This window comes from Polaribacter butkevichii, from assembly GCF_038024105.1.
GTDB lineage: Bacteria > Bacteroidota > Bacteroidia > Flavobacteriales > Flavobacteriaceae > Polaribacter > Polaribacter butkevichii.
Map to the genome: position 1 here is coordinate 2,661,794 of NZ_CP150661.1, position 14,182 is coordinate 2,675,975.

The 14,182-nt window shown below is 28.3% G+C and carries 13 protein-coding genes; 5 read left to right on the plus strand and 8 right to left on the minus strand.

The annotated features are described in order from the left end of the window. Positions 1-119: 119 nt before the first annotated feature. The 3 genes from WG951_RS11450 to WG951_RS11460 all read right to left on the minus strand — a co-directional run bounded on the left by WG951_RS11450 (position 120) and on the right by WG951_RS11460 (position 3,132). Positions 120-659, minus strand: coding sequence for a hypothetical protein (locus tag WG951_RS11450; protein WP_105049676.1), 540 nt, complete (start codon positions 657-659; stop codon positions 120-122). A 2-nt stretch (positions 660-661) separates the two neighbouring features. Next, positions 662-2,182, minus strand: coding sequence for a glutamate--tRNA ligase (gene gltX, locus WG951_RS11455; protein WP_105049675.1), 1,521 nt, complete (start codon positions 2,180-2,182; stop codon positions 662-664). 98 nt (positions 2,183-2,280) lie between these two features. Beyond that, positions 2,281-3,132 (minus strand): hypothetical protein, encoded by an 852-nt coding sequence (locus tag WG951_RS11460; protein WP_105049674.1) that lies wholly within the window; start codon positions 3,130-3,132, stop codon positions 2,281-2,283. A gap of 201 nt (positions 3,133-3,333) precedes the next feature. Here WG951_RS11460 and WG951_RS11465 point away from each other — a divergent pair, with 201 nt between their 5' ends. The 5 genes from WG951_RS11465 (at position 3,334) to WG951_RS11485 (ending at position 10,801) form a co-directional block, all read left to right on the plus strand. Next, on the plus strand, positions 3,334-6,735 hold the full coding sequence (locus WG951_RS11465; protein WP_105049673.1) for a DUF4175 family protein: 3,402 nt from the start codon (positions 3,334-3,336) through the stop codon (positions 6,733-6,735). Positions 6,736-6,737: 2 nt separating this feature from the next. Next, on the plus strand, positions 6,738-7,148 hold the full coding sequence (ybeY, locus tag WG951_RS11470; RefSeq protein ID WP_105049672.1) for an rRNA maturation RNase YbeY: 411 nt from the start codon (positions 6,738-6,740) through the stop codon (positions 7,146-7,148). A 49-nt stretch (positions 7,149-7,197) separates the two neighbouring features. Beyond that, positions 7,198-9,075, plus strand: coding sequence for a tRNA uridine-5-carboxymethylaminomethyl(34) synthesis enzyme MnmG (gene mnmG, locus WG951_RS11475; RefSeq protein ID WP_105049671.1), 1,878 nt, complete (start codon positions 7,198-7,200; stop codon positions 9,073-9,075). Between the two features lie 57 nt (positions 9,076-9,132). Further along, positions 9,133-9,990: a class I SAM-dependent methyltransferase gene (locus WG951_RS11480; RefSeq protein WP_105049670.1), complete on the plus strand. Its 858-nt coding sequence runs from the start codon at positions 9,133-9,135 to the stop codon at positions 9,988-9,990. Between the two features lie 640 nt (positions 9,991-10,630). Next, positions 10,631-10,801 (plus strand): hypothetical protein, encoded by a 171-nt coding sequence (locus tag WG951_RS11485; protein WP_170062910.1) that lies wholly within the window; start codon positions 10,631-10,633, stop codon positions 10,799-10,801. Between the two features lie 766 nt (positions 10,802-11,567). Here WG951_RS11485 and WG951_RS11490 read toward each other — a convergent pair. Genes WG951_RS11490 through WG951_RS11510 form a run of 5 tightly spaced genes read right to left on the minus strand, consistent with a single transcriptional unit; the run spans position 11,568 to position 14,106 of the window. Beyond that, complete coding sequence (locus WG951_RS11490; protein WP_105049668.1) at positions 11,568-11,966, minus strand: DoxX family protein; 399 nt, start codon at positions 11,964-11,966, stop codon at positions 11,568-11,570. A gap of 15 nt (positions 11,967-11,981) precedes the next feature. Beyond that, the gene (locus WG951_RS11495) at positions 11,982-12,413 is read right to left on the minus strand and encodes a hypothetical protein (RefSeq protein ID WP_105049667.1); all 432 of its coding nucleotides are present in this window, start codon (positions 12,411-12,413) and stop codon (positions 11,982-11,984) included. Positions 12,414-12,434: 21 nt separating this feature from the next. Continuing rightward, positions 12,435-12,821 carry a VOC family protein gene (locus tag WG951_RS11500; RefSeq protein ID WP_105049666.1) on the minus strand — a complete coding sequence of 129 codons (387 nt, stop codon included), beginning with the start codon at positions 12,819-12,821 and terminating at the stop codon, positions 12,435-12,437. 28 nt (positions 12,822-12,849) lie between these two features. Next, positions 12,850-13,788, minus strand: coding sequence for a 2-hydroxyacid dehydrogenase (locus WG951_RS11505; protein ID WP_105049665.1), 939 nt, complete (start codon positions 13,786-13,788; stop codon positions 12,850-12,852). A gap of 15 nt (positions 13,789-13,803) precedes the next feature. Next, positions 13,804-14,106 carry a four helix bundle protein gene (locus tag WG951_RS11510; RefSeq protein ID WP_105049664.1) on the minus strand — a complete coding sequence of 101 codons (303 nt, stop codon included), beginning with the start codon at positions 14,104-14,106 and terminating at the stop codon, positions 13,804-13,806. Positions 14,107-14,182: the final 76 nt, after the last annotated feature.

Consider the following 14,182-nt stretch of genomic DNA (forward strand, 5'->3'; position numbering starts at 1 on the left):
ACTGATTTTCAGTAGTTATTCATAGGACGCATTTTTATATATATGTTACACTTTTTTTTAAAAATAAAACCCTGTAAAAATTAAATTTTACAGGGTTTTATTATAGTTAACATTTTAATTTATTCTTCTTCTTTCGGAAAAACTTTATATATTTTTCTATTATACTTAATCCATTTTTTATATTGCTTTTCAGAAAGTAGATTCTTCATAGTTTTATCTAATTTTAGATCTTCTTCTTTAAGTACTACAGAAATAGGTTTTAAGTTCTCATTCATGGTTGTCATTACCTTTTTCTGAGAAGAATTATCACCAGTTGACATCACTTTTTTCTGATAATTTTCTACCATATCTTTGGTACTTCTTAATACAAAAGTATTAATTCTGGTAATGTCTTTAATATCTTTATTGTATTTAGTTAATACTTTTTTAAACTCTTGTCCTTCTTTAGAAGAAAGTTTAATGCTCGATTTTTTAGCTGCTTTTTCAATATCATAAACTACAATTCCTATATATCTCTCTACATCAAAATTTGGTTCTGGTGCCTTTTGTTCTGTTTGTGGCATTTGGTTTTGTCGTCTGCCTTGGCTGTTACCATAACCATATTGTGCTTGTGTTGTAAAAGCACAAAATAGCAAAATAAATAGGATTATATTTTTCATAATTATAATTTTTCGATTGCGTTTTCTAATCTCTTAATAGTTTCTTCTTTACCAATCATTGCAATAATATCAAATAAATGTGGTCCTGCTAATTTACCAACTAAAGACAATCTTAAAGGTTGCATTACTTTACCAAAGCCAATTTCTTTAGCAGTAATCCATTCTTTAATTTCTTTCTCTGTATTTTCTGATGTAAAATCTTCGATTGATGAAATTTGAGTAATTAATTCTTGCATTAGTTCAGCAGTTCCTTCTTTCCAGTTTTTCTTACTAGCTTTTGCATCGTATTCTGTTGGAGTTTCAAAAAAGAAACTAGATAAATCCCAAAAATCATGTACAAAAACGGCTCTTTCTTTAATAGAAGAAACTACTTTTAAAACAAATTCTTTGTCTTTAGTAATTCCTTTTTCTTTAAGAATAGGAAGGTATAAGTCAGTCAATTCATCATCAGACTTTGTCTGCATATATTGTTGATTGAACCACTTTGCTTTATCTGGGTTAAACTTTGCACCAGATTTACTAACGCGTTTTAATTCGAAAGCTTCAATTAAAGCTTCTAAATTAAAAATTTCTTGTTCTGTTCCAGGATTCCATCCTAAGAAAGCCAACATGTTTATAAAAGCATCAGAAAAATAACCATCTTCTTTATATCCACGTGAAACATCACCTGTAACATCGTTTGTATATTCTAAAGGAAATACCGGGAAACCTAATTTATCTCCATCGCGTTTGCTTAATTTACCTTTACCAACTGGTTTTAAAATTAATGGTAAATGTGCAAATTTAGGAGCATCCCAACCAAAAGCTTTGTATAATAAAACGTGTAATGGCATAGAAGGTAACCATTCTTCTCCGCGAATGACATGTGTAATTTCCATTAAATGATCATCAACAATATTTGCTAAATGATAGGTTGGCATACCATCTCCTTTAAATAAAATTTTATCATCTAAAGTATTGGTATCAATTCTAATATTTCCACGAATTTCATCTTCCATTCTTAAAAGCTCATCTTGAGGCGTTTTAAAACGGATTACATAATTTTCGCCAGAATTTATTTTGTTTTGTACTTCTTCATCAGTTAAAACTAAAGAGTTTACTAAAGTTCCGCCTGCTCTGTTATGCCAGTTATAGATAAAAGTTTTACCTTCTGCTTCATGCGCTTTTCTTTCTGCGTCTAAAGCTTCAGAAGAATCAAAACAGTAATATGCCCAACCAGTTTCAATTAGTTTATCTGCATATTCTTTGTACAATTCTTTACGTTCTGATTGTCTGTAAGGGCCAAATTTTTCGTTCTTTCCTGGACCTTCATCAAAAGGAATATTACACCATTCTAAAGCGTCTATAATATATTGTTCTGCATTTGCAACATAACGTGTTTGGTCTGTGTCTTCTATACGAAGTACAAAAGTTCCGTTATATTTTTTTGCAAATAAATAATTATATAAAGCTGTTCTTACACCACCAATATGCAAAGGTCCTGTAGGACTTGGTGCAAAACGAACACGTACATTAGATTCCATCTTTTCTGTTTTTTTATGATTGCAAAGATAGTTTTCTAAAGGCATAAAAAAAAGCCTTTAGAAAAGGCTTTTAAGTTGTTTTTTATATTGTAAACTATTTAGAATTTTTTATAAATTCCTAGAGATAACGCTACTTGTTTGGCAACATTGTTTCCAAAGAACGCTGCGGGTAAACTTGCAGTAACTCCAAAATTGTCAGAAAACTCTCCAATTGCTTTTACACCCACAACACCATATTCTTGATCATTTACATATAAAGCTGTTGCTGAATTAGAATTTTGTAAATCATTGTCTCCATTTTTAAAAGATTTTTCTATATCTAGAAAACCAATTAACCAAATATGCTTAGAAATTTTACCACCATATTCTCCACCAATTTTAAAGTTAGATGAGTAATTATTTGTTCTAATTTTGGTTCCTATAAAAGTTTGCAAATAAGATTTTTTAAAACTTTTACCTGCTAAAAATAGCGGAGTGAAAGTAAAGGCATCATAACCTGTTCTTATAGATGTATTTTCATTAAAAGAACCCGTATTGGCTTCTACAGAAAACTGACCGGAAAGCAACCAATCTTTTTTGTAAAAATTGTGTTTTACACCAACTTCAATGTTTCCTAGAGTTGATTCTTTGTATGTTTTATCAAGTATACCAGGACAAGGTGTTGTAACACAATTAATTGTTGATATTTTTTTAAAATTGATTAATTTATAAGGTAAATTTACAATTAAAGTAGTCTTATCAGAAATACCATATTCTCCATAAAGTTGAAATGTATTGTCTGTTATTTCACCGTTTATAGTGTAATCTGGATCACCGAATACTTCACTATAACTTGGTATTGTAGTAAATGAAAATTGTGTGTAAAATTTTCCTTTTTCTTGTGTCCAAGGACCTTGTGAAAAGGCAGAAATACTAATAAATAAAAATAAAAGTTTTGATAAATTTTTCATAGTGTAAAGATGTATTTTTTTGTTAGTTGTCTATTTTTTTTTAAAACTTACAACTTTTTAATATTGTTAGAAGTATCAAATATAAGATGTAAATGTACCTTTAAGGTTGCGTTAAAATTCTTATTATTTTAGGATGTATATGGTTTTATGATGTAATTTGATGGTGTATCAATGTAAAAATAGTATTTTTAATAGTTAATTATGGCGTTACTTATAAACATTGAGGAAAAGTTACATCAATTTACGCGTAAATATTACACGAGTGAATTGATAAAAGGAGGAATTTTATTTATTTCTTTAGGATTTCTATATTTTTTTTTCACGGTATTTATAGAATATTTTCTGTGGTTAAAACCCACTGCAAGAACCATTTTATTTTGGCTTTTTTTAGGAGTTGAATTGTTTTTGTTAATTCGATTTATTTTGATGCCAATTTTTAAATTAATTGGTTTAAGAAAAGGTATTTCTGATGAAGAATCTTCAAAAATTATAGGAAGTCATTTTCCTGAAGTTCAAGATAAATTATTAAATATTTTACAGTTAAAAAAAAATACTAATCAAACTGATTTATTGTTGGCAAGTATCAATCAAAAATCAGAAGAATTACAACCTATTCCGTTTGTAAAAGCAGTTGATTTTACAAAAAATAAAAAATATTTAAAATATGCTATAGTTCCTATTTTAATTTGGTTAATTACTTTATTTACAGGTGGTAATGATAAAATATCACAGAGCTTTCATCGCGTTGTAAATCATAATACTGTTTATAATCCGCCTGCACCTTTTTTATTTTTAATAAAAAATTTAGACTTAAAAGTAATTCAAGGAAAATCTATTTCTATTTTGGTTGAGACCCAAGGAAAAGTAGTTCCAAGTGAAGTACAAATCCATTTTGAAAATCAGCAATATTTTTTAGAAAATAATAAAAATGGAGTCTTTTCTTATACTTTTTCTGATGTTCAAAAACCTATTGATTTTTTTATAGAAGCTAATGGTGTTCAATCTCAAGAATATAAAATAGAAGTTATACAAACACCAACTATAAATACTATTTCTTTGGATATAAATTACCCTAGATATCTTAAAAAGAAAAATGAAACCGTAAAAAATTCTGGAAATATTATTGTTCCCGAAGGTACTACCATTACTTGGAAAGTTAGTACAAATAAAACAGATTTTGTAGCTTTTATCAACAATGATAAAAGAACTTTTTTTGAGTTGATTTCTGATAATCATTTCAAATATTCAAAATATATTAAAAACCCCATTAATTATCAGATTGCATCTTCAAATAAAAATTTAAAAGATTTTGAAAATTTACAGTTTTCTGTGGATGTTATAAAAGATGAGTTTCCTATTATTTCCATTCAATCTAATATGGATAGCATTGTTAATAGTACACCTTTATTTGCTGGTAAAATCTCTGATGATTATGGGTTAAAAAAATTGCAGCTTGTTTATTATAATAATCAACAACCAGAGAATCTAAGAACTTTTGATTTACCGATTACCAATCAAAACATTCAAACTTTTTTTTATAATTTTCCTGATGGTTTACATATTGAAGAAGGAATCAATTATGAGTTGTTTTTTCAGGTATTTGATAATGATGCTGTAAATGGTAGTAAAAAAACTAAAAGTTCTGTTTTTAAATATCGACAAAAAACAGAAGATGAAGTAGGAGGGGAGTTATTGGAAAATCAAAAAAATACGATTAACAATCTTGAGAATTCTATTCAGAAACAAAAAAAGCAACAGAAAGATTTAGAAAAAGTACAAGAAAATTTACAAGGTAAAAAGAAGATTAATTGGAATGATAAAAAGAAGATTGAAAAGTTTGTAGAACGTCAGAATAATTATAATAAAATGATGGAACGTCAAACTGAAAAGTTACAAGAGAATTTATCAGAAAAAAAGGAAGAGAATGATGATCTGCAGAATAAAAAAGAGGAATTAAATAAACGTATAGAAGAATTAAAAAAATTAGATAAACAACAAAAGTTGTTAGATGAAATTCAGAAAATGGCAGAGAAGCTTAACAAAGATGATTTGTTAAAAAAGGCGAAAGAATTATCACAACAAAATAAACAACAAGAAAGAAGTTTAGAGCGTATTTTAGAATTAACTAAACGTTTTTATGTGGAGCAGAAGACAATGCAAATTGCAGACAAAATAGAAAAATTATCAAAAAAACAAGAGGATTTATCAAGCAAAAAACAAGATGTTTTAGAGAAGCAAAAGGATATTAAAAAAGAATTTGATGCTATTAAAAAAGAATTAGAAGAATTAAATAAGGATAATGAAAAGCTAAAAGAGCCAATGGAGCTTCCGGATGTGGAAGATGAGAAAGAAGATATAGATTCCGAATTAAAAAAATCTGAAGAGAATTTATCTAAAGAAAAAAGTAGTGATGCAAAACAAAGCCAGAAGAAGTCCTCTAAAAAAATGAAGGAGATGAGTGTCAAAATGCAAAAAGCTATGATGGAAATGGAAGGTGAATCTATGGAAGAAAATATGGATGATTTGCGAAAAATTTTAGAAAATCTAGTTACTTTTTCTTTTAAACAAGAATCCTTAATGGAGAAGTTTGATGTCATTTCTACATCGCACCCAGATTTTGGTAAAGATTTAAAAAAGCAAAATGAACTTAAAACGTATTTTGAACATATAGATGATAGTTTATATGTGTTGTCTATGAGGTTGCCTAAAATTTCAGCAAAAATTAAAGATGATTTATCAACCGCACATTATAATTTAGAACAATCCTTAGAGCATTTTTCTGAAAATATGTTCTCAAATGGGATATCTAATCAACGTTATGTTATGACTTCAGTGAATAATTTAGCAGATTATTTAAGCAACATTTTAAGTAGTATGCAAAATTCTATGTCCATGAAAATGGGTAAAGGAAAGAAAGGAAAAGGAAAAGGTTTTAGTTTGCCAGATTTAATAAAGAAACAAGGTGATTTATCTGAAAAGATGAAAAATGGTATGAAAAAAGGATCAAAACCTGGTGATAAAAAAGGAGATGGTAAAGAAGGTGAAAAAGGAACTAAACCAGGTGATAAAGGTAAAAGTGGTAAACAAGGTAAAGGTGGAGAAGCTGGTGAAAATGGAAAGAACGGAAAGAATGGAAAAGGAGGTAAGGGAAGTGAAGGAAATGCTAATGATGATTTAAATGGTGAAATATACGAGATTTATAAGCAACAAAGTTTATTAAGAAACGAACTTCAAAACCAAATAAAACTATCTGAAAATTCTAACAAAGCTATCAATACAGAAGCAAGAAAGGCTTTAAAAAAGATGGAAGAACTAGAAAATGAAATTTTAGAGAAAGGTTTCAATGGTGCTACATTACAAAAAATGCAGCAATTAAATTATCAATTATTAAAATTAAAGGATGCGAATTTAGAACAAGGAGAAGATGAAAAAAGAAAATCTAATGCTAGTTTAAATAGGTTTAAAAAAAGAAATATTAAGGCTTTAGAATTTAAAAAGCAGTTTTACAATCAAACAGAGATATTAAACAGACAATCATTACCTTTGCAGCAAATTTATAAGAATAAAGTTAGGGCATATTTTTCTAACATAAAGAAAGAGTAGAGATGGTTACTTTTAATTACGAAACAGAATTTGAGTTAAAAGATGAGAATCTTTTAGAATATTGGATTGATACTGTGGTGTCCAATAAAGGTTTTAGCTTAGGAGAATTAAATTATATTTTTTGTGATGATGAGTATCTTCATAAATTAAATGTTGAATTTTTACAGCACGATACTTTAACAGATGTTATCAGTTTTGATAATACTTTAGGTAAGTTAATTAGTGGAGATATTTATATTTCTGTAGAAAGAGTTGCTGATAATGCTAAAGATTTTGAGGTTTCTTTTGTTAATGAATTGCATAGAGTTATGATTCATGGGGTTCTACATTACATGGGCTTAAAAGATAAAACAGAAGAAGAAAAAAAAGTAATGAGAAATGCAGAAGATGAAGCACTTTCTCAGTTCAAATAATTGATAATCAATAATATAAATACTAGGTTTCACGTGGAACTATAATATAATGAGTTTATTTTCAACAACATACGATGTTATTGTAGTAGGAGGTGGTCACGCTGGGAGTGAGGCTGCTGCAGCTGCTGCTAATATGGGTGCTCACACCTTGTTAATTACAATGAATTTGCAGAATATTGCGCAAATGAGTTGTAACCCTGCAATGGGAGGAATTGCAAAAGGTCAGATAATAAGAGAAATTGATGCCTTAGGAGGGTATAGTGGAATTGTTACTGATAAGACTGCTATTCAATTTAAAATGCTTAACAAATCTAAAGGACCTGCAATGTGGAGTCCTAGAGCACAATCTGACAGAATGCAATTTGCAGAATGTTGGAGAACGATGTTAGAGCAAACAGAAAATGTAGATTTTTATCAAGATTCTGTGAATGGTTTATTGTTTGATGGTAATAAAATTATAGGAGTTAAAACTGCCTTAGGTTTAGAAATAAAAGCAAAAACTGTGGTAATTACTGCGGGTACTTTTTTAAATGGATTAATTCATATTGGTGATAAAAGTTTTGGAGGTGGTAGAGCAGGAGAAGGAGCTTCAACCGGAATTACAGAAGATTTAGTTGCTAAAGGTTTTGAATCTGGAAGAATGAAAACTGGAACACCGCCAAGAGTAGATGGTAGGTCTTTAGATTATTCTAAAATGATAGAGCAACCTGGTGATGAAATGACAGAAAAATTTTCTTATTTACCAACTACTAAACCTTTACAAAAGCAACGTTCATGTTGGTTAACATATACTAATTTAGATGTGCACGATTTGTTGCGTACAGGGTTTGATAGATCACCAATGTTTAATGGTAGAATTAAATCTACAGGACCAAGATATTGTCCTTCGATAGAAGATAAGATAGATCGTTTTGCAACTAAAGATAGACATCAAATGTTTATTGAGCCAGAAGGTTGGACTACTTGTGAAATGTATGTAAATGGATTTTCTACATCGCTTCCAGAAGATGTTCAGGATAAAGCTATTCGGTCTGTTGCAGGTTTCGAAAATGTAAAATTTTTAAGATATGGTTATGCTATAGAATATGATTATTTTCCGCCTACACAATTAAAACATTCTTTAGAAACTAAGATTATAGAGAACTTGTTTTTTGCAGGTCAGATAAACGGTACAACAGGGTATGAAGAAGCTGCTGCACAAGGTTTAATGGCAGGTGTAAATGCGGCTTTAAAAACGCAAGGAAAAGATCCTTTTATTTTAAAAAGAAATGAAGCTTATATAGGTGTTCTGGTAGATGATTTAATAACAAAAGGTACAGAAGAGCCTTACAGAATGTTTACGTCTAGAGCAGAATATAGAACGCTTTTAAGACAGGATAATGCAGATTTAAGATTAACACCAATTGGTTATAAATTAGGATTAGCTTCTAAAGAAAGATTAGATAGAGTTGTAGAAAAACAAGAAAAAGCAGATTTATTAATTCAGTTTTTACAGAATACAAGTGTAAAAGAAGCAGAGATAAATCCTATTTTAGAAGCTAAAAATTTAGCCTTGATTAATCAATCTATGAAGCTTTATAAAATTGCAGCGAGACCTCAATTAGAGTTTTCTGATTTTAAAAATATTAAGAAATTAAATACATTTTTAGAAGAAAATAAAATTGATAAAGAAGTTATTGAGCAAGCTGTAATCCATTTAAAGTATTCGGGGTATATAGAAAAAGAAAAGAATAATGCCGATAAATTAAATAGGTTAGAGAATGTTGTGATTCCTTCCAATTTTAATTATCAAAAAGTAAAATCTCTTTCGTTTGAAGCGAGAGAAAAGTTGAGTAAAATTCAACCTACCTCAATCTCACAAGCTAGTAGAATTAGTGGTGTTTCACCCAGCGACATTTCTGTTCTTTTAGTTTATATGGGGAGATAAATTAAAAAAAAATTGCTAGTGTTCCTCGTGGAACATGTTATATAAAAAAGAAAAATTATGGGGGAAAAAAGAGGGCTTCACAAAAGGTTAGTGCCTTTTTTAAATTGTAAAGATTTTACGGTATCTGACGAAACGTACGAGGTAATGTTTAATAAAGAGTACGATATGTTGGTGACTTCACCTGTGCCTATAGATTTAGAAAATTACTATAAAAGCGAAAATTATATTTCGCATACCGATAGTAAAAAATCGATTATGGATAAAGTGTATCAATCTGTAAAAAACATTACCTTAAAAAGAAAATTAGATTTAATTAATTCTTTTAAAACACCTTCGAAAAACATTTTAGATGTAGGCGCGGGGACAGGCGATTTTTTAAAAATATGTGCAGCTAACAATTGGTCTGTATCTGGTGTAGAACCAAATGCTGATGCAAGAAATATAGCAAAAGAGAAAGGGGTTAATTTAAAGAAAGAATTACTGCAAATTGAAAATGAAAATTTTGATGTAATTACTCTTTGGCATGTTTTAGAACATGTAGAAAATTTATCTGATTATATTTTAAATTTAAAAGAATTACTTTCTGACAATGGACGGCTAATTATTGCTGTACCTAATCATAAAAGTGATGATGCCAAATATTATAAAGAGTATTGGGCTGCTTTTGATGTTCCAAGACATCTTTGGCATTTTTCACAAACTTCTATTCATAAAATATTTTCTGAAGAAAATATGATGGTAGAACAAACTTTACCTATGAAATTTGATTCTTATTATGTTTCGCTTTTAAGTGAAAAATATAAGACTGGTAAAATGAATCCTATTAAAGCTTTTCATAGAGGTTTTGTTTCAAATTTAAAAGCAAGAAGAACTTCTGAATATTCTTCTTTAACATATGTACTTAAAAAGCGTTAAAAATGATTTTAATTAATGTTTAATAATTAAATAACGTAGTTGTTTAGAAAATATTAAAAACCTCTTAAAACGCTTGTTTTAGGAGGTTTTTTTATAGTTATTATTTATCGAATTTATAAAAAAATATCAATTCTAATTATTTAGTAAATAAACATTAAAAAGTGTAGTTACAAAGTAGATATCTTTATATTTAGTTTTTGGATGTGCTTTTGCCAAACTTTATTCGATAAACATAAAAAATTATATAGTTTTTAGAATGCGCTTTGTCTAATAAAAATTGTGTATGATTTTTAAAGTTAGGGTTTTCAAATACTTTTTTATAAAAAGTATATTTCTTTTCTGGTCTTCTATTTTTCTATGGAGTCTAACAAGTATGTAAGATTAAAATTTTCGTATTGTATCTAGATAGAGTTTCTCAATAATTAGTTTTAATGCTGCTTTACACAGTAATAAAAAACTATTTTAAAGGAATCAAAAATTATAGGGGTGATTTATTTGCTGATGTATTTATTAAAAAGTAAAATTTATCCTACTTTAATATTACAAGTATGCTAGGTTTCTGAGTTTTTTTTGATAACATTTTTTTATACTATTGGTTTATATGTATGGATAATTTATAAAAAAAATGCTAGTGTTCCTCGTGGAACATTTAATCAAAATAGAAACTTATGGAAGAAAAAAAGGGCTTCAGAAAATATTAGAGCCTTTATTAAATTGTAAGAATTTTACGGTACCCGATGAAATTTATAAAGGAATGTTTTATGCAGAATATGATACGATTGTAACTTTACTTGTTCTTGTAGATTTATAAAACTACTATAAAAGTGAAAATTATATTTTGCATACAGATCCTTAAAAATTGTTTATTGATAAAGTATATCAATCTGAAAAAAAATAGAAACCTAAAAGAAAGTCAAGTTTAATTAATTCTTTTAAAACTGCATAGAAAAGTATTTTAGATGTAGGGGAGGACACAAGAGATTTTTTTTAAAAGAAGATTTACTTCAGATAGGAAAAAAATTAAGTTAATTATATTTTGGTATGTTTTAGAACCTAAAGAAAATTTATCTGATTATATTTTATAAGTTAAAAGAATTACTTTCTGAAAACGGAATATTAATTATTGCAGTGCCGAATGATAAAAAGTGATGATGCTAAATATTATAAAGAGTATTGGTTTGCTTTTGCTGTACCAAGACATCTTTGGCATTTTTCTTAAATTTCTATTCATAAAATATTTTATGAAGAGAATATGATTGTAGAGCAAATGTTACCAATGAAATTTGATTCTTATTGTGTTTCACTTTTAAGAGAGAAATACAAAACCGGTAAAATGAATCTATGAAAGCTTTTCATAGAGGTTTTGTTTCAAATTTAAAAAGCAAGACCAATCTCTGAATACTCTTCTTAATTTACGGGCTTAAAAAGAGTTAAAAACGATTTTAAACAACTGTAATTAATATTTATTTATTTAATAGTGTTAGTTGTTTAAGAAAAATTAAAAACCTCTTAGAACGCTTGTTTTAAGAGGTTTTGTTATAAATATTATTTATTAACTTATTTAAATTCTATCAATTTTAACTATTTAGTAAATAAACACCACAAAGTGTAATGATAAAATAGACACCTAAAGACATCGCTCCTGGATAATCTTTTGCCAAACGTTGTCCTATTAGCATAAAAATTATACTAATCGCAGAAAGCTCTATTCCTAGTAAAGCAATTTCTTTTGTTTCTAAAGTATAAATTTTATATACTCCTACAATCATTAATGCTACCGCTGTAATTTCTATAACTAAAAGAATGGCTAATAAAAATGGCACTCCATTTTTTAAAGGAGAGTTTTTAAAATGATCTTTTATATACAGTATGCTTCCTTTCCAATCTACAATTTTTTCGATGGCGGATATTAAATAAGTAATAATTAAAAAGAGTAAGATTAAAATTTCTGTAGGGTAGTTAGATAAAAAACGCATAATTATTTCTCTTGATTACTTTTTAAGAAGGCGTTGTAAAAAACTCTTCGATTTTTGTTTTATCTCCTTTATCTCTTCTTTAGCATCTTCTGTAAAATCTGCTAAATGTTCTGCAGCTTCTCCTACTAATTCAGATGCGTTTTCTTTAATTTCTTCAAAGGTATCTTTATTTTCTTCTGTAAATTGAGCTGCTTTTTGTTTGGCTAGTTCTGTAAATTCTTCTGTTTTCTGTTTTACTTTTTCTATATTTTCATCAGATAAAAAATCACTTACTTTTTCCTTAGCACTTTCTAGAACCTCTTTAGCATCCTCAACAAATTCTGTAGTTTTACTTTTTGCAATTTCCGCAATTTTGTTAGCTTTTTCTGTTGTATTTTCTATGGTTTTTTTTGCTTCGTTTGTAATAGAATTAGCTGTTTCTTCTCTATTTTTCTTTTTTTCTGACATAATTTTAGATTAAGTTTAATATTAAAGAAAGGCTTTGTCTATAGGTTCCCAAAGTTCAATTTTGTTTCCTTCGTTATCCAATATCCAACCAAATTTACCGTAGTCATATTCTTCTATTTCACCTAAAATGGTAACGCCTTCTTTTTTTAATGCTACCAATAATTCAGCTAAATTTTCAACTCTGTAATTAAACATAAAGTCTTTTTTTGAAGGTTTAAAATGATTGGTGTCTTTAGGAAAGGGACTCCATTGTGTAGAACATTTATTACCATCTTTATCTTTCCACCAAAAAGTACAACCCCAATCGTCGGTGTTAAAACCTAAATGATTTTTATACCATTCTTTTGTTGCGTTTGTATCTTCAGTTTTAAAAAACACACCACCTATGCCTGTTACTCTATTTTTCATTTCTTTAAGTTTTTATAAAGATTAGAAACTAGTAGAATTTTGCTTTAATTTTATCTACTATTGTTTGTGCCAATCTTTCTTTACTTTCAATTGTCCAACCTGCCACATGCGGAGATAGAAGCACTTGTTCTGATTGGATTAAATATTGAAAAGCTTCGGGCATTTTATCGTCGGAAAAAAGATTTTCGAAAGAAGCTTTTTCATATTCTAAAACATCTAAACCTGCGCCTAATATTTTACCTGATTTTAAAGCTGAAACTAAATCTTTTGTTACAACAGATTTTCCACGAGCCGTATTTATCAACCAAAAACTCTTTTTAAACCCATTGATAAAATCAGTATTTATCATGTTTTTTGTCAGTTCAGTTTGCGGTGTGTGTAGACTTAAAATGGCTGCTTTTTCTTGTAATTCTTTTAATGAAACTTGTTTGCAATTTGCATCGCCAACATTTGGTTTTATATCATAACATAAAACTTCTACATCAAAACCACGTAATTTTTTTGCGAATGATTTTCCCATATTTCCGTAGCCAATTAACCCAACGGTTCTTCCGTCTAGCTCAATTCCTCGATTTTCTTCGCGCAACCATTTGCCGTTTCTAACTTCTTTATCAGCTTTATTTAGCTTGTTAAATAGTGATAATAGCATACCTAAAGCGTGTTCTCCTACCGCATTTCTATTTCCTTCCGGAGCAGCAATTAATGTAATTCCTTTGCTTTCTGCGTACTCACAATCTATGTTTTCTAAACCTGCACCAACACGTCCAATAAACTTTAAGTTGGTAGCTTTGTCTAAAAATGCTTTATCAATAGAAAACCTGCTTCTAATAATAAAACCATCGTATAAATGAATTTTAGCTTCAATTTCTTCTTTAGAAGACGTATAATCTTCATCGTTTTGATATCCTAAATCATTTAATTGATTTATTAAAAGTGCGTGGTTGGAGTCTAAGTGTAATATTTTCAAAGTAAGATTATTAGATTATTGGAATTTTAGATTTTCAAGTTCTTTTTTATCAATAAAACTTAAATCAAAGGAAATTAAAAGTTGTGTTTCTATTTCATAACAAGATCCTAAAGAAATTCTTAGAAAGCGTTTAAAATCTTTATTTGAACTTCTAGCTGCTCCTTCATCGATATTAGAAGGTATAGAGACTACTGCTCTTCTTAGTTGAGAAATTAATCCAAACTTTTCATCAGTAGGAAAAGTCTTAGTAATAATGTAGATATCAGTGCAAAATGCTCTACTTAATTGCCAGAATTTTAAATCTTTATACCTGTGCATATTTTATAAATTTTAAAATAACTAGATTGTTAATAAATTGTTAGTTTCATTCATCCAATTTTAGAATGTTTATGTC